Source organism: Kitasatospora sp. Ki12, assembly GCF_054601375.1.
In genome coordinates, this window is sequence record NZ_BAAIHT010000001.1 from 3849296 (window position 1) to 3869469 (window position 20174).

General features: G+C 74.2%; 19 protein-coding genes and 1 riboswitch. Of the genes, 10 read left to right on the plus strand and 9 right to left on the minus strand.

Features of this window, described 5'->3' with window-relative positions; genetic code table 11:
• Positions 1-28 precede the first annotated feature (28 nt).
• Both macS and ACYP53_RS17040 read left to right on the plus strand, forming a co-directional pair.
• Positions 29-1261, plus strand: a complete 1233-nt coding sequence (gene macS / locus ACYP53_RS17035) for a MacS family sensor histidine kinase (RefSeq protein WP_459647872.1) — start codon at positions 29-31, stop codon at positions 1259-1261.
• Positions 1258-1950, plus strand: coding sequence for a response regulator (locus tag ACYP53_RS17040; RefSeq protein WP_189915118.1), 693 nt, complete (start codon positions 1258-1260; stop codon positions 1948-1950). Before macS ends, ACYP53_RS17040 begins: the two co-directional genes overlap by 4 nt.
• Before the next feature lie 96 nt (positions 1951-2046).
• On the opposite strand, the gene ACYP53_RS17045 is transcribed toward ACYP53_RS17040, so the two are convergent.
• A complete protein-coding gene (locus tag ACYP53_RS17045; protein ID WP_459647873.1) occupies positions 2047-3984 on the minus strand; it encodes an anthranilate synthase family protein in 1938 nt (645 codons plus the stop codon).
• 300 nt (positions 3985-4284) lie between these two features.
• Between ACYP53_RS17045 and ACYP53_RS17050 the strand changes: the two genes are divergently transcribed.
• Together ACYP53_RS17050 and ACYP53_RS17055 are read left to right on the plus strand one after the other, a co-directional pair.
• Positions 4285-5634, plus strand: a complete 1350-nt coding sequence (locus tag ACYP53_RS17050; protein ID WP_189915114.1) for a class II 3-deoxy-7-phosphoheptulonate synthase — start codon at positions 4285-4287, stop codon at positions 5632-5634.
• A gap of 176 nt (positions 5635-5810) precedes the next feature.
• Positions 5811-6125, plus strand: coding sequence for a (2Fe-2S)-binding protein (locus ACYP53_RS17055; RefSeq protein ID WP_459647874.1), 315 nt, complete (start codon positions 5811-5813; stop codon positions 6123-6125).
• Between the two features lie 52 nt (positions 6126-6177).
• Here the strand turns inward: ACYP53_RS17055 and bfr are convergent, their stop codons facing one another.
• Positions 6178-6657: a bacterioferritin gene (gene bfr / locus ACYP53_RS17060; protein ID WP_030239990.1), complete on the minus strand. Its 480-nt coding sequence runs from the start codon at positions 6655-6657 to the stop codon at positions 6178-6180.
• A gap of 230 nt (positions 6658-6887) precedes the next feature.
• Here bfr and ACYP53_RS17065 point away from each other — a divergent pair, with 230 nt between their 5' ends.
• A complete protein-coding gene (locus ACYP53_RS17065) occupies positions 6888-7517 on the plus strand; it encodes a sulfite oxidase-like oxidoreductase (RefSeq protein ID WP_189915111.1) in 630 nt (209 codons plus the stop codon).
• A 25-nt stretch (positions 7518-7542) separates the two neighbouring features.
• Here ACYP53_RS17065 and pknB read toward each other — a convergent pair whose 3' ends face one another.
• The 4 genes from pknB to thiO all read right to left on the minus strand — a co-directional run bounded on the left by pknB (position 7543) and on the right by thiO (position 11678).
• Entirely contained in the window at positions 7543-9315 is a 1773-nt protein-coding gene (pknB, locus tag ACYP53_RS17070) for a Stk1 family PASTA domain-containing Ser/Thr kinase (RefSeq protein ID WP_189915109.1), read from the minus strand.
• A gap of 110 nt (positions 9316-9425) precedes the next feature.
• Positions 9426-10223, minus strand: coding sequence for a thiazole synthase (locus tag ACYP53_RS17075; RefSeq protein ID WP_459647875.1), 798 nt, complete (start codon positions 10221-10223; stop codon positions 9426-9428).
• Position 10224: 1 nt separating this feature from the next.
• Entirely contained in the window at positions 10225-10509 is a 285-nt protein-coding gene (gene thiS, locus ACYP53_RS17080) for a sulfur carrier protein ThiS (RefSeq protein ID WP_189915105.1), read from the minus strand.
• Positions 10506-11678, minus strand: coding sequence for a glycine oxidase ThiO (gene thiO / locus ACYP53_RS17085; protein WP_459647876.1), 1173 nt, complete (start codon positions 11676-11678; stop codon positions 10506-10508). Before thiO ends, thiS begins: the two co-directional genes overlap by 4 nt.
• Before the next feature lie 3 nt (positions 11679-11681).
• A riboswitch (TPP riboswitch) is annotated at positions 11682-11794 on the minus strand.
• Between the two features lie 138 nt (positions 11795-11932).
• On the opposite strand from thiO, the gene ACYP53_RS17090 reads away from it, so the two are divergent.
• Genes ACYP53_RS17090 through thiE form a run of 3 tightly spaced genes read left to right on the plus strand, consistent with a single transcriptional unit; the run spans position 11933 to position 14199 of the window.
• Positions 11933-13141 (plus strand): NAD(P)/FAD-dependent oxidoreductase, encoded by a 1209-nt coding sequence (locus ACYP53_RS17090; protein WP_459647877.1) that lies wholly within the window; start codon positions 11933-11935, stop codon positions 13139-13141.
• A 42-nt stretch (positions 13142-13183) separates the two neighbouring features.
• On the plus strand, positions 13184-13549 hold the full coding sequence (locus ACYP53_RS17095) for an Rv2175c family DNA-binding protein (RefSeq protein ID WP_189915099.1): 366 nt from the start codon (positions 13184-13186) through the stop codon (positions 13547-13549).
• Complete coding sequence (gene thiE, locus ACYP53_RS17100; RefSeq protein ID WP_189915097.1) at positions 13549-14199, plus strand: thiamine phosphate synthase; 651 nt, start codon at positions 13549-13551, stop codon at positions 14197-14199. Before ACYP53_RS17095 ends, thiE begins: the two co-directional genes overlap by 1 nt.
• Positions 14200-14271: 72 nt before the next feature.
• Here thiE and ACYP53_RS17105 read toward each other — a convergent pair whose 3' ends face one another.
• Positions 14272-15402, minus strand: a complete 1131-nt coding sequence (locus tag ACYP53_RS17105) for a polyprenyl synthetase family protein (protein WP_459647878.1) — start codon at positions 15400-15402, stop codon at positions 14272-14274.
• Between the two features lie 265 nt (positions 15403-15667).
• On the opposite strand from ACYP53_RS17105, the gene metF reads away from it, so the two are divergent.
• Both metF and ACYP53_RS17115 read left to right on the plus strand, forming a co-directional pair.
• A complete protein-coding gene (gene metF, locus ACYP53_RS17110; protein WP_189915095.1) occupies positions 15668-16582 on the plus strand; it encodes a methylenetetrahydrofolate reductase [NAD(P)H] in 915 nt (304 codons plus the stop codon).
• A gap of 211 nt (positions 16583-16793) precedes the next feature.
• Entirely contained in the window at positions 16794-17657 is an 864-nt protein-coding gene (locus tag ACYP53_RS17115) for a hypothetical protein (RefSeq protein WP_459647879.1), read from the plus strand.
• A gap of 13 nt (positions 17658-17670) precedes the next feature.
• Here ACYP53_RS17115 and ACYP53_RS17120 read toward each other — a convergent pair whose 3' ends face one another.
• Positions 17671-19164 (minus strand): phytoene desaturase family protein, encoded by a 1494-nt coding sequence (locus tag ACYP53_RS17120; protein ID WP_459647880.1) that lies wholly within the window; start codon positions 19162-19164, stop codon positions 17671-17673.
• A gap of 23 nt (positions 19165-19187) precedes the next feature.
• On the minus strand, positions 19188-19808 hold the full coding sequence (locus ACYP53_RS17125) for a DUF4126 domain-containing protein (RefSeq protein WP_189915089.1): 621 nt from the start codon (positions 19806-19808) through the stop codon (positions 19188-19190).
• Positions 19809-20174 lie beyond the last annotated feature (366 nt).

Sequence of the window (20174 nt, forward strand, 5' to 3'; positions counted from 1 at the left end):
CGGCCCGGCCGGGCCCGGGGAGGGGCGGATGACGGACGGCGGCAGAGCCGGCGCGGTGGGGGGAACGGTGGCGGCCGGCGGCATGTCCGTCGAACTCCCGCTGTGGCGGGCCATCTCCTACTTCCGGGTGCTGGCCCTGATCTACGCGCTGCTGCGGTACGTCAACTCGTACCTGCACTTCCTGCACCCGGTGGCCGGCTGGATCTTCCTCGGCGCGCTCACCCTCTGGACGCTCGCCACCGTCCGGGCCTTCGCCAACCCGCAGCGCTGCACCTGGTACGTCCTGGGCGTCGACCTCACGCTCGCCGTCACCGGCATCGTGATGAGCGGACTGACCGACGCCCCGGCCCGGATCAGCCACGGCGCGCCCACCCTGCCCACCATCTGGGCCGCCGGGACGGTGCTCGGCTGCGCCGCGAAGGGCGGCTGGCGCCCGGCGGCGGCCGCGGGCTCGGTGATCGGGGTCGCCAACATCCTCGGCCACGGCGGGCCGACCGGCGACAACATCCACAACATCGTGCTGCTGATGGTCGCCGGGTGCGCGATCGGCTACGTGATCGAACTGGCCCGGGCCAGCGAGGCCACGCTCACCCGGGCGCTCCAGGTCGAGGCGGCCACCCGGGAGCGCGAGCGGCTCTCCCGGGACATCCACGACGGTGTGCTGCAGGTGCTCGCGCTGGTCCAGCGGCGCGGCGCCGAGCTGGGCGGCGGGCCGGGCGGTGACACCGGCGGCAGCGGCACCGGCGGTGGCGCCTCCTTCGCCGAACTGGGCCGGCTGGCCGGGGAGCAGGAACGCGCGCTGCGGACGCTGATGACCGGCGGACCGATCCCGGCCCAGCGCCTGCCGGAGCCCGACGCCGCCGAACCGCGCGACCTGACCGCGCTGCTGCGCCCGTACGCGGACGAGCGGATCACGCTCTCCGCCCCCGGCACCCCGGTGCTGCTCTCCGCCCCGGCGGCGGGGGAGCTGGCCGCGGCGGTCGGCGCGGCCGTGGACAACGTCCGCCGGCACGCCGGGGCGGAGGCCAGGGCCTGGATCCTGGTCGAGGACGAGCCGGAGGCCGTCACGGTCAGCATCCGCGACGACGGCCCGGGGTACGCCCCCGGCCGGCTCGGCGAGGCGGAGCGGGCCGGCCGGCTGGGCGTCTCCCAGTCCATCCGCGGCCGGCTGCTGGACCTCGGCGGCACGGCCGAGGTGTACTCGGCGCCCGGCGAGGGCGTCGAGGTCGAACTGCGGGTCCCGAGGAAGGCCAATCAATGACCGACCAGCTGACGACCGATCAGCCGACCACCGACCGGCCGGTGCGGGTGATGGTGGTCGACGACCACCCGATGTGGCGGGACGCCGTCTCGCGCGACCTCGCCGAGGCCGGGCTGGACGTGGTGGCCACGGCGGGCGACGGCGAGGAGGCCGTCCGCCGCGCCCGCGCCTGCACGCCGCAGGTCGTCGTGCTGGACCTCAACCTGCCCGGGCTGCCCGGCGCCGAGGTGTGCCGCCAGGTGGTCGCGCACGACCCGGCGGTGCGGGTGCTGGTGCTGTCGGCCAGCGGGGAGCACCAGGACGTGCTGGAGGCGGTGAAGTCCGGTGCGACCGGGTACCTGGTGAAGTCTGCCGGGCGGGAGGAGCTGCTGGACGCGGTGCGCCGTACGGCCGTCGGGGACGCCGTGTTCACCCCGGGCCTGGCCGGCCTGGTGCTCGGCGAGTTCCGCCGGCTGGCCGCCGAGCCGGTCGCGGCCTCGGCGCCGGCCGCGCCGCAGCTGACCACCCGGGAGACCGAGGTGCTGCGGCTGGTGGCCAAGGGCCTGTCGTACCGCCAGATCGCGGACCGGCTGGTGCTGTCGCACCGCACGGTCCAGAACCACGTGCAGAACACGCTCGGGAAGCTGCAGCTGCACAACCGGGTGGAGCTGGTCCGGTACGCGATCGAGCAGGGCCTCGACGAGATCTGATACGCGATCGAGCAGGGCCTGGACGACGGGATCCGACGGGCCCCGGGCGGCCGCGAACCGCCCGGGACGCCGTCGGATCCTCGGCTCCGCGGCCGCTCAGCGCGGTACGGCCACCGCCTCGCGCAGCAGGCCCGCCACGATGTCCACGCCCTCGCGGGTGAGCACCGACTCGGGGTGGAACTGGAGGCCGGCGAAGCCGGGCCCGCGCAGGGCGTGGACGTCGCCGGTGGCGGCGTCCCGGGCCACCTCGACGCCCTCGGCGGCCAGCCGGGTCGCGTCGGCCTCCGAGCAGCGCGCGGTGAAGGTGTTGTAGAAGCCGACCGTCCGCTTGGTGCCGAAGAGGTCGATGCTCTCCTGCGCCCCCTGGTAGGGGACGGCCTTGCGGCCCAGGGCCAGCCCGAGTTCGGCGGAGAGCAGCTGGTGGCTGAGGCAGACCGCGAGCAGCGGCGCCGTCCGGGCGCCGGAGCGGACGGCGGCCAGCGCGTCCGCGACGATCGGCCGCAGCACGGCCATCTTGGGGTCGTCGGCGAGGGCCGGGTCGCCCGGCCCGGGGCCGAGCACCAGCGGGCCGCGGTGCGCCGCGACCAGGGCGCGCAGCCCCGGCTCGTCGTAGCGCACGACCGTCACCCGGTGGCCGAGGGAGCCGAGCAGGTGGGCCAGCATCGAGGTGAAGGTGTCCTCGCCGTCCACGACCAGGGTCGGCTCGGTCTCGGTGACCGGGGTCGGCGCCTGCATCCGCAGCCAGAACGGCGCGAGGCCGGCCCGGCGGGAGTCGAGGGCGGCCTGCACCCGGTGGTCGTCGGCGAGCCGGGGGCCGGTGGGGTGGGGCAGCCGGGCGGGCACGGGCCGGGCGCCGATCGCGGTGAGCACCCCGGCGGCCTTGGCGTGGGTCTCGGCGACCTCGGACTCCGGGACGGAGTGGCGCACCAGGGTGGCGCCGACCCGGACGGCCAGCCGGCCGGTGGCCGGGTCGATGTCGGCGGTGCGGATGCAGATCGGCGAGTCCAGCAGCTGCCCGCCGCTGGCGGAGCGTCCGATCAGGGCGAGCGCGCCCGAGTAGTAGCCGCGGCCGGTGGGCTCGTAGCGCCGGATGACCCGGGTGGCGTTCTCGACCGGGCTGCCGGTGACGGTCGCGGCGAACATCGTCTCGCGGAGCACCTCGCGGACGTCCAGCGAGGTGCGCCCGCGCAGCTCGTACTCGGTGTGGGCGAGGTGGGCCATCTCCTTGAGCCGGGGCCCGAGCACCTGGCCGCCGAGGTCGCCGACCGTGCACATCATCTTGAGCTCCTCGTCCACGACCATGGTGAGCTCCTCGAGCTCCTTCGGGTCGTGCAGGAACCGGAGCAGCGAGTCGATGTCGGAGCCGCCCGCCGGATAGCGGTAGGTGCCGGAGATCGGGTTCATCACGACGGTGCCGCCGCTCTGCCGGACGTGCACCTCGGGGGAGGCACCGACGAGGACGCGGTCGCCGGTGTGCACCAGGAAGGTCCAGTAGGCGCCGCGCTCCTGCTCCAGCAGCCGCCGGAACAGCGTCAGCGCGAGCGCGGGGGAGAAGTCTTCGAGGGTGGCGTGGAAGTCGCGCCGGATCACGAAGTTGGCGCCCTCGCCGTTGCCGATCTCCTCCTCGATCACCCGGCGGACGATCGAGGCGTACGAATCGTCGTCCACGTCGAACGCGCCACCGGCAAGCGACACCGGCAACTGCGGTAGGGCGGTGGTGAATTCGGCCAAGGGGAGAACGTGCTGCTCAGCCACCGCGAGGGCCTGCAACGGGGTGCCGTCGTCATGCGCCTCGAAGCCCCGCTCGCGGATCTGCCGGTACGGGACGAGCGCGAGCAGGTCGTGCACCGGGGTGCCGCCGGCCGGGGCGCCCTCGCGCACCGGGAGGTCGGCGAGGCGCTCGTAGCTGTCGACGGTGCCGAGCAGCACCTCGACGGTGTCCGGGGCGAGGCGGGGGGTGCGGCGGTGCAGCAGGGCGAAGGCGGGGGCGCCGGGGGCGGTGAGACGGCTGAGCAGGTCGGTGACGGTGGTCACGGTGCGGCTTCCTTCCGGGTGGATGGCGAGGGCGGTGCTGGGTTCCGCTCCCGGAGGGCCGTCTGCTCAGACGCCGACGGCCGCCCCGAGGGGCGGCCGTCGTGTTCGTCTAGGAACGCGCGATCGGTGGGCCACCCTTGGAGGAGGCCCACCACCAGGAGTGGTTGTGGGGCGCGTGCATGGTTCGAGCGTAGCGGATCCGGCAGGACGGGTGAGGCTGGTCACGCGTTTGTCCGAGATGTGTCTCACCACTCGGGCAATGGTCACGAATCGCTCGTGCCACCCCGTAGCCTTGGCCGTGTGACCGCTACGACTGAGACATCGAGGGCTGCCCACTCCTGGCAGTCCCTGCCCGCGGCGCAGCAGCCTGAATGGCCGGACCAAGAGGCTCTGCGCAAGACCCTTGCCGAGCTCGCCTCGTATCCGCCGCTCGTCTTCGCCGGCGAGTGCGACCAGCTGCGCGCCCGGCTCGGAGCCGTGGCGCGCGGGGAGGCATTCCTCCTCCAGGGCGGTGACTGTGCCGAGGCCTTCGACGGCGTCTCGGCGGAGCACATCCGCAACAAGCTGAAGACCCTCCTGCAGATGGCCGCCGTACTGACGTACGCGGCCTCGGTGCCGGTGGTGAAGGTCGGCCGGATCGCCGGCCAGTACTCCAAGCCGCGCTCCAAGTCGACCGAGACCCGCGACGGCGTGACCCTGCCGGTCTACCGCGGTGACTCGGTGAACGGCTTCGAGTTCACCCCCGAGTCCCGTCGCCCGGACCCGGAGCGCCTGAAGCGGATGTACAACGCGTCCGCCGCGACGCTCAACCTGGTCCGCGCGTTCACCACCGGTGGTTACGCCGACCTGCGCCAGGTGCACGCCTGGAACCAGGACTTCGTGCGCAACTCGCCGGCCGGCCAGCGCTACGAGCAGCTCGCCCGGGAGATCGACAACGCCCTGGCGTTCATGAACGCCTGCGGTGTCGCGCCGGAGGAGTTCAAGACCGTCGAGTTCTTCTCCTCGCACGAGGCCCTGATCCTCGACTACGAGACCGCGCTGACCCGCGTGGACTCGCGCACCGGCGAGCTGTACGACGTCTCCGGCCACATGGTGTGGATCGGCGAGCGCACCCGGCAGCTGGACCACGCGCACATCGAGTTCGCCTCGAAGGTCCGCAACCCGATCGGCGTCAAGCTCGGCCCGACCACCTCGGTGGACGAGGCGCTGGCCCTGATCGAGAAGCTGGACCCGGAGCGCGAGCCCGGCCGCCTGACCTTCATCACCCGGATGGGCGCGGGCAAGATCCGCGACCACCTGCCCGCCCTGGTGGAGAAGGTCACCGCCTCCGGCGCCAAGCCGGTGTGGATCTGCGACCCGATGCACGGCAACACCTTCGAGGCCTCCAGCGGGCACAAGACCCGCAGCTTCGACGACGTCCTGGACGAGGTCAAGGGCTTCTTCGAGGTGCACCGCGCGCTCGGCACCCACCCGGGCGGCATCCACGTGGAGCTGACCGGCGACGACGTCACCGAGTGTGTCGGCGGCGGCGACGAGGTCCTGGTGGACGACCTGCACCAGCGCTACGAGACGGCCTGCGACCCGCGGCTCAACCGCAGCCAGTCGCTGGACCTGGCGTTCCTGGTCGCGGAGATGTACCGGGGGCAGTGAGCCCCGAGCCGCCCCGGTGAGCGGGCGAGCGACTGTGACGAAGGCCCCTCCGGTTTCGGGATTCCCGAGGCCGGAGGGGCTTTTTCACACCCGGATCGCCAGGTAAGGTGAGGCTTAGTGAGCTAAGGCAAGCCTTAGTCAAGATCCAGTTCCGCTTCACCCCGGGAGATTCCGCGATGTACGTGTGCATGTGCCATGCGGTCACCGAGGACCAGGTGAAGAAGGCCATCGACGGGGGTGCCAACACCCCCCGCCAGATAGCCAAGGGCTGCAAGGCCGGCACCGACTGCGGGTCCTGCGTGCGCCGGATCCAGGCGCTGCTCGGCGAGCACGGCGCCCGGCCCTGCCCGACCGCGCGGCTGGCCGCGAAGCTCGGCCTCGCCGACCCGGAGCCGGCGGTCGGTGCCGCGCCCGGCGCCACGCCCGCTCCGGTGCCCGCCGCGGCCCAGGTCGCCCCGCTCGCGCCGGTGGTCTCGCTGCGGGTGGCCTGAGCCCTCGGGACGCGGGTGGCCCGAGCTGTCCGGACGCGGGTGGCCCGAGCCCTCAGGACTCCGGCTGCTCGATGAGCTGGGCCAGGTAGAGCGCCTCGCCGAGCTTCTCCAGGAGCTCCAGCTGGGTGTCGAGGTAGTCGATGTGGTGCTCCTCGTCGGCCAGGATGTCTTCGAAGATGTTCGCCGAGGTGACGTCGTTCTTGGCCCGCATCACCACGATCCCGCGCTTGAGCCGGTCGATCGCCTCGACCTCGACCTGGCGGTCGGCCTCGAACATCTCCTTGACCGTCTGGCCGATCCGGACGTGGAACAGCCGCTGGTAGTTGGGCAGCCCGTCCAGGAACAGGATCCGGTCGGTGAGCGTCTCGGCGTGCTTCATCTCGTCGAAGGACTCGTGCCGGGTGTACTTGGCGAGCTTCGTCCAGCCGAAGTTCTCCTGCATCTTGGCGTGCAGGAAGTACTGGTTGATCGCGGTCAGCTCGGCGGTGAGCTGCTCGTTGAGGAACTCGATGACCTCGGGATCGCCCTGCATGGGGGTGCCTCCTGCGCTCGTCCTGGGGGTGGGGGCCTGCGCTGGGCATCCTGGCACCGTGATGGGAAGAAATTCCAGTAAGTTCACACTCACTAGGACATGTGTCGGAATATCCGATTTGGTGGGAAACCGCCCGTCGAAGGGCCGACCACTGGCCCGTACGGGCGGGGCGCGAATGCGTGCCAAGGGGCGCGCGTCGGCGCTCGTCCGCAGTCTGTCACCATGGATCCATGGGTCAGTCCAAATACGAACCGCTTCCGCCGTCTGACCCGAGGCTCCCCCCGGGCCAGCGCGTACAGCGCGGCTGGCCCGCCCTGCACTACGGGCCGGTGCCCCGCTTCAAGCCGCCGAGCTGGGACCTCCAGGTGTTCGGCGCCACCGCCTCGGCGGAGAAGCACAGCTGGGACTTCGCGGGCTTCAACGCCCTCCCGCGCACCACCGTGGTCGCCGACCTGCACTGCGTCACCAAGTTCTCCGTGCTCGGCAACACCTGGACGGGCGTGTCGGCCGCCGCCGTGCTCGACCTGGTGCCCCCGGCGCCCGGCGTCACCCACGTGATGGTCTGGGCCGAGTACGGCTACAGCGCCAACCTGCGGCTGGCCGACTTCGCCGACCCGCGCACCCTGCTGGCCACCCACCGCAACGGCGAGGCGCTCACCGCCGAGCACGGCTTCCCGGTGCGGCTGGTCGTCCCGCAGCTGTACGCCTGGAAGGGCCCCAAGTGGGTCCGCGCGGTGGAGTACATGCGGGCCGACCGGCGCGGCTTCTGGGAGGAGCGCGGCTACCACAACCTCGCCGACCCCTGGAGCGAGCAGCGCTACTCCTACCAGGAGGACCCGGGCGACGGCCCGCTGCGCTGAGCCCGGCGGGGGCCTCGGGAACGCCCTAGAAGAGCGAGAACCTGACCGTCACCGCGCTGCGCTGCGGCCGCCGCTCGCCGGCCGCCGGGGACTGGCCGTTCACCTTGACCGCGCCGAACACGTCCCAGCCGGTGGTCTGCATGGTGAAGCCCGCCGCCTGCAGCGCCTTCTGCGCCTCGTCCTTGGTCAGCCCGGTGACGTTCGGGACGGGGACCATGCCCTTGCTGACCACCAGCGAGACCGCCGCGTTCTCCTGCAGCTGCTGCCCGGCGGCCGGCGAGCTGCTGATCACCGAGCCCTCCGGGACGCTGTCGTCGTAGGTCTCGGTCACGCCGCCCCTGGTGAGCTGGGCGCCGGCCAGGGCCGCGGCGGCGTCGGCGGCGCTCTTGCCGGCCAGGTCCGGTACGGCGATCCGCTTGGGGCCCTTGGAGACGGTGAGGGTGACGGTGTCGCTCCGGCGGGTGCGCGCGCCCACCCCGGGGTCGGTGGAGATCACCTGCCCGGCCGGGACGGACTCGCTGAACGACTCCACGAACCTGCCGTGCAGGCCCTCCTTGTCCAGGATCCGCTGCGCCTCCGTCCGGTCCTTGCCGAGCACCCCGGGCACCGAGCCGTACAGCCCCTCGGAGAGCCCGTAGGTGGCGCCGCCGACCGCCAGCACCAGCGCGGTCAGCGCGGCGGCCCAGATCAGCGCCTTGCGGGGGACCCGGCGCAGCAGGCCGGGCCGGCGCTCGCGCGCCGGGGCGGGCTCGTCGTACGGGCGCGGCTCGGTGAGCAGCTGGTCCATCAGGTCCGCGGGCACGTCCAGCACGCTGGTGCGCTCCGGCGGCACCGCGTCGGCGGGCGGCTGCCGGATCACCGAGGTCGGCTCGCTGGTCGGGTAGCGCGGGCTGGGGCGGGTGGAGGCCGGCGGTTCGGCGTCCAGCTCGGCCGGGGTCAGGGTGCGGCGGACCCGCTGGAGGGCGGCGAGCAGCTCGACCGCGTCGTACGGCCGGCCCTCGGCGGCCCGGGCGCAGGCGGCGGCCACTATCGCGTCCAGTTCCGGGCCGACCGCAGGCGCGGTCAGGGAGGGCGCGGGGACGTCCTCGTGCAGGTGCTTGTACATGACCTGGACGGGGTTGTCGCCGGTGTGCGGGCGGCGGCCGGTGAGCATCTCGTACAGCAGGATGCCGGCCGCGTAGACGTCGACCCGCTGGTCGGTGGGGGCGTCCGGGAGGATCTGCTCGGGCGCCAGGTAGGAGACCGTGCCGAGGACCGTGCCGCCGGTGGCGGTGCTGGTCGAGGTGGGGGCGCCGTCGGCGGTGCCGAGCACCCGGACCAGGCCGAAGTCGGCGACCTTGACCAGGCCGCTCTCGGTGATCAGCACGTTCTCGGGCTTGACGTCGCGGTGCACCAGCCCGGCCCGGTGGGCGGCGCCGAGGGCGGCCAGCACCGGCTCCAGGACGTCCAGCGCGGCCCGGACGGAGAGCGCGCCGCGGTCGCGCAGCAGGTCGCGCAGGGTGGCACCGGGCACGTACTCCATGGCGAGGAAAACGTTTCCGCCGTCCGCGCCCTGGTCGAAGACGTTGACCACATTGGGGTGGGTGAGCTTGGCGACGGCCTTGGCCTCGCGGATGAAGCGGGCGGTGAAGCCCTCGTCGCCGGCCAGCGCCGGGTGCATCACCTTGAGGGCGACCACCCGGTCCAGCCGGGTGTCGGTGCCCTTGTAGACGGTGGACATCCCGCCGGTGGCGATGCGCTGCTCGACCCGGTACCGGTTGTCGAGCAGGGCGCCGATCAGCGGGTCGTGCAATGCCATGTCCACCCGGGCGAGTCTAGTGCCGGGCCGGGCGGCCGGACCCGGAGGACACCGCCTCAGGGCCCGGCTGTGCCCGGGTTGTGACACGTCGGAGCGCGGTCGGAAACGGGTCAGAACGCCGGTCGTTCGCGGGTGTCCAGGTCGGCCCGGCCGGCCATCGCGGAGGAGGCCTCGGCGTGGAAGCGGCGCGGGATGCGGCCGGCCCGGTGGGCCAGCCGGCCCGCCTCGGCGGCGTGCCGCATCGCCTCGGCCATCAGCACCGGCTCCTGGGCCCTGGTCACCGCGGAGGCCAGCATCACCGCGGCGCAGCCCAGTTCCATCGCGAGCGCGACGTCGGAGGCGGTGCCGGCGCCCGCGTCCAGGATCACCGGGACGCCCGCGCTCTCCACGATCAGCTGGAAGTTGTGCGGGTTGCGGATGCCGAGACCGGAGCCGATCGGCGAGCCCAGCGGCATGATCGCGGCGCAGCCGACGTCTTCCAGCTTCCGGGCCAGCACCGGGTCGTCGTTGGTGTACGGCAGCACCGTGAAGCCGTCGTCGACCAGGGTCTCGGCGGCGTCCAGCAGCTCGATCGGGTCCGGCAGGAGGGTCCGTTCGTCGGCGATCACCTCCAGCTTCACCCAGTCGGTGCCGAGCGCCTCGCGGGCCAGCCGGGCGGTCAGCACGGCCTCGCCGGCGGTGAAGCAGCCGGCGGTGTTGGGCAGGACGCGGATGCCGTTGCGGGTCAGCACGTCCAGGACGGAGCCCTGGGTGGTGGCGTCGACCCGGCGCATCGCGACCGTGGTCAGCTCGGTTCCGGAGGCGAGCAGCGCGCGCTCCAGGACCTCCAGGCTCGGCGCGCCGCCGGTGCCCATGATCAGCCGGGAGGAGAAGGCAGTCCCGGCGATGGTGAGCAGGTCGTCGGCCATCTCAGCCTCCCTGGACGGCGGTGAGGATCTCGACCCGGTCGCCCGCGCTCAGCCGGGTCCCGGACCACGAACCACGGGGCACCACGGCCTCGTTGAGCGCGGCGGCGACACCGGTGTTGGCCCGGCTCACGGTGGCCACCACCTCGGCGAGGGTCGCCGTGGCGGCGACCGCGCGGGGGCGGCCGTTGACGGTCAGCGCTATCTCGGCGGGGGCGGTGTCGGCCGTTGCGGTGCCGTGCGGCGGGGTGTTGTGCGGTGCGGTGTCGTGCGGTGTGCTCTCGGTCATGCCAGGGCCTTCGTGGTGGAGCGGGCGGGGGAGAACCGGGTGGGGGTGAACGGCTGTGCCAGTTCGGGGAGTTCGCCGGTGGCGAGGTACTCGGCGACCAGATCGGCGGTCACCGGGGTGAGCAGGACGCCGTTGCGGTAGTGGCCGGTCGCGGCGACCAGCCCGGGCAGCGCCGTCGGGCCGAGCAGCGGTGCGTTGTCGGGGGAGCCGGGGCGCAGGCCCGCCGAGGTCTCCAGCAGCGGGAGTTCGGTCAGGCCGGGGACCAACTCATGGGCGTCACGCAGGAGTTCGTACACCCCGCCGGCGGTGACGGTGGTGTCGTAGCCCTGCTCCTCGGTGGTCGCGCCGATCACCAGCTCGCCGTTCTCCCGGGGCACCAGGTAGATGTGCTGACCGCGCACCACGGCGCGGACGTTGCGGGAGAGGAACGGCCGGTAGGCGTCGGGCACCCGCAGGCGCAGGACCTGCCCCTTCACCGGTCGGATCGCGGGCAGCACGCCCTCGGGCAGCCCGGCCAGCCGGTGGCTGTGCGGGCCGGCGGCGAGCACGACCTGCCCGGCGGCCAGGGTCTCGTGGGTGCTCAGCCGGGCGCCGACCGCGCGGTCGCCCTCGACCAGCAGCTCCACCGCCTCGGCGCGGTGGACCAGGACCCCGGCGTTCTCGCAGGCCTGGAGCAGCGCGGTGAGCAGCCGGCGGCCGTCCACCTGGTGGTCGTCCGCGACGTGCAGGCCGCCGCGCACCCCGGGGGCGAGCATCGGCTCCAGCTTGCGGGCCTCCCGGCCGGTCAGCCAGGTCGATTCCAGGCCCAGTCGGCGGTGGAAGGCGTGCAGTTCGCGCAGTTCCTCGCGGTCGTCGGAGTCCAGCGCGACGGCGACCGTGCCGCACCGGCGGTATCCGGTGTCCTGGCCGCCGCTCGCCCCGGTGAGCTCGGCGGCGAAGTCCGCGTACCGCTCGTTGGAGGCCATGCCGAGGCGCAGCAGCGGCTCCTCGCCGTACTGGAGTTCGGTGACCGGGGCGAGCATCCCGGCCGCGACCCGGCCGGCGCCGCCGCCGGGGGACGGGTCGACCACGGCGGTCCGCAGCCCGCGCTGCGCCGCCCGCCAGGCGACGGCGAGGCCGATGACGCCTCCGCCGATCACCAGGACGTCGGCACGGGCGGTTGATGACAAGCGTGTCAAAGCCGCTCCTCTCCCTTCGCCGGTATGACCCGGATCAGGTTCGGACGGTCGCAGGCCGTGCCAGCCCGCCTCTCAGCCCGGTTCGCCGGGCTCCCGTGATGGTGCCCCCACCATAACGCCGGGGCGCGGTGCGGCCGAAGGCCGTACGAGGGGTGGACAGGGGGAGGTCGGCGGGGGCCCGGGTGTGAGCGAAGGCCCGTACGACGGGTGGACGGCTCCCGGGCGGCGCCGTGCCGCTGAGTACAGTGACGGGCGTGGCAGAGCTGAGCGGAACGGATCGGGTGGTCGTCGTCGGGGCCGGGCTGGCCGGGGCGCAGTGCGCCCTGAAGCTGCGGCAGGGCGGGTGGCGGGGGCGGATCACGCTGGTCGGCGAGGAGCCGCACGCGCCGTACGACCGGCCGCCGCTCTCCAAGGACGTGCTGCTCGGCAAGAGCGACAGCACCACGCTGGACATCGACTACGCGCACCTGGGCATCGAGGTCCTCACCGGCCGCCGGGCCACCGGCCTCACCCCCGGCGTGCTGCACACCGACGGCGGCGACCTCCCGTACGACTCGCTGGTGATCGCCACCGGCGCCGTGCCCCGCGCCCTGCCCGGCGCCGAGCGGGCGCACCTGCTGCACACCCTGGACGACGCGCTGGCGCTGCGCGCGCTGCTGCGCCCCGGTCTGCGGCTGGTGCTGGTCGGCGCGGGCTGGATCGGCGCCGAGGTGTCCACCGCCGCGCGCCAGGCGGGCTGCGAGGTGACCGTGGTCGAGGCGGGCCCGGCGCCGCTGCCGGGCGCGCTGCCGAGCGCGGTCGGCTCGGCGATGGCGGCCTGGTACGCGGAGGCGGGCGTGGACCTGCGCTGCGGGGTCGGGGTGGCCGCCGTCGAGCCGGGCGCGGTGCTGCTGGCGGACGGCTCGCACCTGCCCGCCGACGAGGTGGTGGTCGGCATCGGTGCCCGGCCCGCGACCGGGTGGCTGGCCGGCTCCGGCGTGGAGCTGGACGGGACCGGCGCCGTCGTGGTGGACGCGCGGCTGCGCACCGCCCTGCCCGGCGTCTTCGCGGCGGGCGACTGCGTCAGCTACCCCTCGGCCCGGGCCGGCGGCCGGCTGGCCGTCCAGCACTGGGACCACGCGCTGCAGTCCGGCGACGCGGTGGCCGCCGCCGTCCTCGGCGCGGACGCGCCGCCGTACGACCCGGTGCCGTACTTCTGGTCGGAGCAGTTCGGGCGGATGGTCCAGTACGCGGGCCGGCACGCCGAGGGCGACGAGCTCCTGTGGCGCGGCGGCCCGCGGGACGCCTCCTGGACGGTGCTCTGGCTGCGCGCCGGGGTGCCGAGCGCCCTGCTGACGGTGGACCGGCCGCGCGACCTCACCCAGGGGCGGAAGCTGGTCGAGCGGGGTGCGGCGCTGGATCCGGTCCTCGCCGCGGACCCGGCGGTGCCGCTGAAGTCGGCGGTCGCGGGGTAGCGGCTGGTGCGCGACGGGCCGCGGAGGTGGCAGTCTGGTGGCGTGAGCGAGATCGAAAGCAAGATTGAAGCCCTGGTCACCGACTGGATGTACCTCCCCGACATCTCGGAGCAGTGGGGGGTCCGGGTCACCGAGGTACGTGACCTGGTCAAGAACGGCGGCCTGATCGCCGTCCGGCGCGGCCCGAACAAGTCGCTGCAGGTCCCTGCGGCGTTCATCGACGGCCCGGGCCTGGTCAAGCACCTGTCCGGCACCCTGACCGTGCTGCGCGACTGCGGGTACAACGACGTGGAGATCCTGGAGTGGCTCTTCACCGAGGACCCGTCGCTGCCCGGCAGCCCGATCCAGGCACTGCGGGAGAACCGCGGTACCGAGGTGAAGCGCCGTGCCCAGGCGATGCTGATCTGATGGCGGCGGACACCCTGCGCGCCCGCCTGGCGGACGCGCGCCTCTACCTGTGCACCGACGCCAGGCGGGAGCAGGGCGACCTCGCCGAGTTCCTCGACGCGGCGCTGGCGGGCGGCGTGGACATCGTCCAGCTGCGCGACAAGGGCCTGGAAGCCAAGCAGGAGCTGGCGGCCCTGGAGGTCTTCGCCGACGCCTGCCGCCGGCACGGCAAGCTGCTCTCCGTCAACGACCGCGCCGACGTCGCCCACGCGGCCCGGCCGGACGTGCTGCACCTCGGCCAGGACGACCTGCCGGTCCCGGCCGCCCGGGCGATCCTGGGCGAGGACGTGCTGATCGGCCGGTCCTGCCACGCCGAGTCCGAGGTGGACGCGGCGGTCGCCGAGCCGGGCGTGGACTACTTCTGCACCGGCCCGGTGTGGCCGACCCCGACCAAGCCGGGCCGCCCGGCGCCGGGCCTCGGCCTGGTCTCGTACGCGGCGAAGCAGGTCACCGACCGGCCGTGGTTCGCGATCGGCGGGATCGACCTCGGCAACGTGGACGAGGTGCTGGCCGCCGGTGCCCGCCGGATCGTCGTGGTCCGGGCCATCACCGCCGCGGAGGACCCGCGGGCGGCCGCCGCCGAGCTGTCCCGCCGGGTGCGGTCCAGCTGACCGCCCAGGGCTGACTGCCCCCTCCGGGCCGCCTGAACTCCAGGCCGCCTGGCCCCGGGCCGCCGCCGTCCCTCAGTACTTGCGGACGGTGGCGGCCTCGGCCAGTGCCAGCAGCACCTCGCGGGCCCGCTCGTCGGCCAGCGGCGCCGCCGCCAGCGCGGCCAGCGACTGCCGCATCAGCTCCTCGATCCGGTGCTCCACCAGCTCGGGGGCGCCGCTGCGGGCGACCAGCCCGCGCAGTCCGGCGACCTCCTCGGGCGCCAGGTCCGGCGCGCCGAGCCGCTCGTCCAGGTGCCGGGCGTCGGCGGCGGGCAGGCCGCGCATCGCGTGCGCGACCAGCAGGGTGCGCTTGCCCTCGCGCAGGTCGTCCCCGGCGGGCTTGCCGGTGACGGCCGGGTCACCGAAGACGCCGAGCAGGTCGTCGCGCAGCTGGAAGGCCTCGCCCAGCGGCAGCCCGAACGCCCCGAGGGCCTCGACCAGCTCGGGGCCGGCTCCGGCGAGCAGCGCGCCGACCTGCAGCGGTCGCTCGATCGTGTACTTCGCGGACTTGTAGTGCAGCACGGTCCGCGCCCGGTCCAGCGCGCCCTCGTCCGTCGAGTCGCCGGCCACCGGCTCCAGCACGTCCAGGTACTGGCCGAGCATGACCTCGGTGCGCATCAGGTCGAACACCGGCTTGGCGGCCAGGACGGCGGCCGGCTCCAGGCCCGAGCGCAGGAACAGCTCGTCGCACCAGATCAGCAGCAGGTCGCCGAGCAGGACGGCGGCCGAGGCGCCGTACTGCTCGCGGTCGCCGCGCCAGCCGCTGTCCCGGTGCAGGGCCTCGAAGCGACGGTGGACCGAGGGCAGGCCGCGGCGGGTGTCGCTGCGGTCCATCAGGTCGTCGTGCACCAGGGCGCTCGCCTGGAGCAGCTCCAGGGCGGCGGCCGCGTTGGCGATGCCGTCGCCCCCGGAGCCGTCGGCCCCGGAGCCGTCGGCCGGGCCGCCGGCGGCGCGCCAGCCCCAGTAGCAGAAGGCCGGGCGCAGCCGCTTGCCGCCGTCCAGCAGGAAGTCGCGCAGCGCGTCGGAGGCGGGGCCCAGCTGGGGCGAGATCCTTCCGAGCAGCGCGGACTGGCCGTCCATGAACGCGGCGAGCGCGGCGTTGACGCGTGTGCGGACGTCCTCCACGTCAATGGGGTTGGCCGGCCGGGTGCTGGACGAGATCACGATGGGGCTCCGCTGGTTCTCTGGGGTGTGGCAAGCGTAGCGGGGCGACTGGGAACGGGCGTGCGAGCGGCCCCGGGGGTGGCTCGCGGGGCCGGCGCGCCGGGGCGGCGCCAGGGAGTGGCGGACAGTTGCTGGGCGGTTGCCGCGGAGATGCCCGGGAGTTGCCCGGGAGTTGCCCCGGACCAACCGGAATGTCGTCCATCTTTTGTCTCAATCCGTGGAACCGGGATGTCCGGCCTCCTCCAAGGCCGGATAGCCTGCCGATATGGCACTCGGTATCGCATCCACGAGAACGGATCGCGCACTGACGGTCCGCGATCTCCTGGCGGCCGGCAAGCGCTCCTTCTCCTTCGAGTTCATGCCGCCGCGCACCGAGGCCGGCGAGCAGAAGCTCTGGGACGCCATCCGCCGACTCGAACCGCTCGACCCCAACTTCGTCTGCATGACGTACGGCGCCGGCGGCTCCTCGCGTGAGCGCACGGTCAACATGGTCGGCCGGATCGCGACCGAGACCACGCTGACCCCGGTCGCCCACCTGACCGCCGTCGACCACTCGATCGCCGAGCTGCGCAACATCATCGGCCAGTACGCCGACCAGGGCGTGCGCAACGTCCTCGCGGTCCGGGGCGACCCGCCTGGCGACCCGATGGGCGAGTGGGTCAGCCACCCCGAGGGCGTCACCTACGCCTACGAGCTGGTGGAGCTGATCAAGGGCATCGGCGACTTCTGCGTCGGCGTCGCGGCCTCGCCGAACATGCACCCGCGGTCGACGGACTGGGACGAGGACATCCGGCACTTCGTCGCGAAGATCCGCTCCGGCGCCGACTACGCGATCACCCAGATGTTCTTCGAGGTCGACGACTACCTGCGGCTGCGCGACCGGGTGACCGCCGCCGGCTGCGAGACGCCGATCATCCCGGAGATCATGCCGGTCACCAACGCCAAGCAGCTGGAGCGCTTCCCGCAGCTCAGCGGCTCGCCCTTCCCCGCCGACCTGGAGGCCCGCCTGCGGGCGGCCATCGACGACCCGGCGGCGCTGCGGGCCGTCGGCATGGAGCACGCCACGGCGATGGCCGAACGCCTCCTCGCCGAGGGCGCGCCCGGTCTGCACTTCATCACGCTCAACCACTCGACGGCGACGCTGGAGATCTACCAGAACCTCGGGCTGCACCGGCGCTGACCGGCCCGGTCCCCTTCCGGGCCGGGTCGAAGCCCCGCCGACGGCGGCCGTTCACGGGCCCGTCACCGTACCGACGGTGGCGGGCTCGGTCGTGTGCGGCCGGGTCCGGGCGCCGTGGGAACGCGATGCGGTACCCCGGCCGTTGAACCGGTACAGTCGCCGCACACGCGCGGCTTGGACGCGCGGGCACGCGACTGGAGGTAGCGGGCGGATGGGCATCGGATACCTGCTGCTGTACGCCGCGTTGGCGGTGGTGGCGCTCTGGCTGCTGGCCGAGGTGCTGCTGCAGAACCGGGCGCCGCTGCACTGGCGGGTGCTGGCCCTGACCGGCTTCCTGGGCGTGGCCGCCGGGATGAGCCTCGAATCGGTCGTGGTGATCGGCCTCGGCGCGGCGCTGTTCGCGGTCGGCCAGGCCTTCGTCACGCTCTCGGTCAAGCGCGGCTACCGGAACGGCTGGTCCCTGCGGAACGCCGACGGCAGCCTGCCCGGCCCGCTCGCCAAGGTGCCGCTGCTCGGCGCGCTCACCGGCGGCGGGGCCGCGGTGGCGGCCGTCGCGGTCGCCGAGGAGCGGGTCGGCGAGGTCAGCGCCGTCGAGGAGCCCCCGGCCTTCGAGCCCGCGCCGCTGCCGGTGCCGGACGAGGCGCCGGAGGTCGAGCAGACCGCCGCCTTCGAGATGCGGGAACTCGCCCAGGACGGCGTCTACGCCCCCGGGTACTACGAGCAGCAGCCGCAGCAGCAGGTCCAGGACCCGTACGCCGGCGCCTACCAGGGCGGCTACGACCAGCAGCAGTGGCAGACCCAGCAGCAGCCCGCGTACGCCTACGACCAGGCCTACGGCGCCTACCCCCAGCAGCAGGACCCGCAGCAGCAGGACCCCTACGGCGGCTACCAGCAGCAGGGGCACCAGGACCAGTACGCCGGCTACCAGCAGCAGCACCAGGCCTGGGACCCGAACGTCCAGCAGCAGCAGCAGTGGCAGCCCCAGCCGGACCCGCAGACCCAGGGCATCCCGCAGCAGCCGACGTACGACCAGACCTACGGCTACCAGCAGCAGAACACCTGGCACCAGGGCTGACCCGGCCGGGTCCTCAGGCCGGTCCCACCAGGGCGGCCGCGATGCAGGCCGACATGCCGACCCGGGCGAGGCCGCCGCCCGGGTGGGCGGTGCCGCCGATCAGGTAGAGGCCCGGGACGGGCGTCTCGTTGGCGGTCTTCAGCCATTCGCCGTCGGCGCCGGCGAGGACGGGCAGGGCCACCGAGCCGTCCGGGGCGCCGGTCTCCCGGCGGGTGTCCTCCGGGGTGCGCACCACCCGCCACAGCACCCGCTCGCGCAGGCCCAGACCGGCCGCGTCGACGTGGGCGAGCACCCGGTCGGCGTACCGGTCGGCGACGCCGGGGGCGCTCCAGTCGACCTCGCCGCGGGCCGGGACGGTCACGGTCAGCACCACGCTCTCGTGCGCCGCGTCGGGACGCAGCGCGGGGTCGTCCGGGCGCAGCACCTGCACGGTCGGGCGCTCGCAGAGCGGGCCGGCGCCGGTCAGCGCCCGCTCCTCGGCGGCCGGGTCCGCCGCGTGCACCACCGTGCGGTGCGCGGTGCCCTCCGGCCGGGGGCCGCGCAGGGCCAGCAGCAGGACGAACCGGCCGGGCGCCCCGGACGGCCGCCACCCGGCGGCCGGCTTCCCGGGCCAGTCGGCCAGTCCCCGGCCGAACAGCGCGCCGGCGTCCATCGCCGAGAGCACCAGGTCCGCCGGGATCCGGCCGCCCGCCGTCTCGACGCCGCGCGCCCGGCCGTCCTCGACCACGACCCGGGTGACGGGCGTGTCGAAGCGGAAGTCGACCTTGCGCAGCTCGCAGCGCCGGTACACCGCCTCCGCCAGGGCCCGCAGGCCGCCCCGGACGTACCAGACGCCGAAGGACTGCTCCATGTACGGCAGCACGGTGGCCCCGGCGGGGGCCCGGCCCGGGGCGAAGCCGTACCGGAGCGCGGACTCGAACAGCAGGGCGGTGAGCCCGGGGTGGCCGTCCAGCTGCCGCAGCGCCACGTCCCGCAGGGTCCACGGCGCGGCACGGCGCAGCCGGGCCAGGCCGGTGCGCGGGGGCACGGGGTACGGGTCGGTGCCCAGGAACGCCCGGTCGGCGGGGAGCGGCTCCTCCAGCAGCGGGCGGCGGGTGGCCTCCCAGACCGTCCGGCCGTGGTTCATCACCGCGCTCCAGCGGGCGCCCGAGCCGGCCCCGAAGGCGGCGTCCAGGGCCTGGCCGACGCCGCCGCGGGAGGCGTTGGGCAGGGTGACGGCGGTGCCGTCGGGGAAGAGGTGCCGGCTCTCCGGTTCGACCGGGGCCAGCTCGACCAGCTGCTCCAGCGGCTCCTTGCCGGTCTTCAGCGCGAGGTCGCGGTAGACCGCGGGCAGGGCGAGCAGCCCGGGCCCGGTGTCGAAGGCGAAGCCGTCCCGCTCGTGGCGGCCGACCATGCCCCCGTACGTACCGCTCGCCTCGCAGACCGTCACCCGGTGCCCGAGGGTCGCCAGCCGGGAGGCCGCCGCGAGCCCGCTCATTCCTGCGCCGATGATGACGATCCGTGCCATGGCACCCGATCCTAGGGTGTGGGTCAGACCCCCGGCTGACGGGCGTAGGCGGGCTCCGCGGCCCGGGCCGCCCTGCGCTCGCGGCGGCGGGCCCGGAAGGCGCGGATCTTGCTGATCGCCAGCCAGACCAGCAGCAGGCCGACGGCCAGCACCGTGGCGGCGACCGAGGCGGCCAGCCACGGGTGGAAGATCGCCAGGGTGACCAGGCCGGCCACCGACAGGTCCTCCGCCATGCTGACCACGATGTTGCTGGCCGGCTCGGGGGAGGTGTTGACGGCCATCCGCAGCGAGGCCTTCACCAGGTGGCTGACCAGTGCCGTGGTCCCGCCCATCGCGCCGGCCGCGACCTCGCTCAGCGAGCCGGGGTCGTTGCTCGCGATCAGCACGCCCACGGTGGCGCCGGCGATCGGCCGGATCACGGTGTGCACGACGTCCCAGACGCTGTCCACGTACGGGATCTTGTCGGCCACCGCCTCCACCGCGAACAGCACGGCGGCCACGATCAGCACGTCCGTGCGCTCCAGCGCGTGCGGCACCGACTCCGCGCCGGCGAACCGGCCCAGCAGCCCGAGCAGCAGCACCACCGCGTACGCGTTGATGCCGCTGGCCAGTCCGCTGGTGAAGATCAGCGGCAGGATCGTCATGCGGTCTCCCCCTCCTCGTGCAACCCGGCCGGGTTCCGCCCGGCCACGCCGTACCGTACCGGGAGCCGGGACGCCGCGGGGCCGTGCGCCGGTTCCGGGCCGGACGGCGCGGGAGGACTGAGTACGGATACTCAGATCCGCGGTTGAGTACATCAGCGGATGGCCTCCGACCTGCGGAGACGAGAGAGTAGTGGCACCGGGAGGGCAGCGCGTCGGGCGCCGCCCGCCCGGGTGGCGGATCCCGCCCGTCCCGTCGGCCGCGCAGGCCGGGGGAGACGACGGCGGAGATCCGCGACGGGGCTGGTCACGGTCCCCGCACCGCCGGCACGGGGCGGCGGAGCGGGCCGGGGGGAGACCGGCCACGGG

What these genes read in the sequence shown, in the direction of transcription:
- macS (WP_459647872.1), top strand. Translation starts at nt 29, where the DNA reads ATGACGGACGGCGGCAGAGCCGGCGCGGTGGGGGGAACGGTGGCGGCC.
- ACYP53_RS17040 (WP_189915118.1), top strand. Translation starts at nt 1,258, where the DNA reads ATGACCGACCAGCTGACGACCGATCAGCCGACCACCGACCGGCCGGTG.
- ACYP53_RS17055 (WP_459647874.1), top strand. Translation starts at nt 5,811, where the DNA reads ATGTACGTGTGCATGTGCCATGCGGTCACCGAGGACCAGGTGAAGAAG.
- bfr (WP_030239990.1), bottom strand. Translation starts at nt 6,657, where the DNA reads ATGCAGGGCGATCCCGAGGTCATCGAGTTCCTCAACGAGCAGCTCACC.
- ACYP53_RS17065 (WP_189915111.1), top strand. Translation starts at nt 6,888, where the DNA reads ATGGGTCAGTCCAAATACGAACCGCTTCCGCCGTCTGACCCGAGGCTC.
- pknB (WP_189915109.1), bottom strand. Translation starts at nt 9,315, where the DNA reads ATGGCATTGCACGACCCGCTGATCGGCGCCCTGCTCGACAACCGGTAC.
- ACYP53_RS17075 (WP_459647875.1), bottom strand. Translation starts at nt 10,223, where the DNA reads ATGGCCGACGACCTGCTCACCATCGCCGGGACTGCCTTCTCCTCCCGG.
- thiS (WP_189915105.1), bottom strand. Translation starts at nt 10,509, where the DNA reads ATGACCGAGAGCACACCGCACGACACCGCACCGCACAACACCCCGCCG.
- thiE (WP_189915097.1), top strand. Translation starts at nt 13,549, where the DNA reads ATGGCGGCGGACACCCTGCGCGCCCGCCTGGCGGACGCGCGCCTCTAC.
- metF (WP_189915095.1), top strand. Translation starts at nt 15,668, where the DNA reads ATGGCACTCGGTATCGCATCCACGAGAACGGATCGCGCACTGACGGTC.
- ACYP53_RS17115 (WP_459647879.1), top strand. Translation starts at nt 16,794, where the DNA reads ATGGGCATCGGATACCTGCTGCTGTACGCCGCGTTGGCGGTGGTGGCG.
- ACYP53_RS17120 (WP_459647880.1), bottom strand. Translation starts at nt 19,164, where the DNA reads ATGGCACGGATCGTCATCATCGGCGCAGGAATGAGCGGGCTCGCGGCG.
- ACYP53_RS17125 (WP_189915089.1), bottom strand. Translation starts at nt 19,808, where the DNA reads ATGACGATCCTGCCGCTGATCTTCACCAGCGGACTGGCCAGCGGCATC.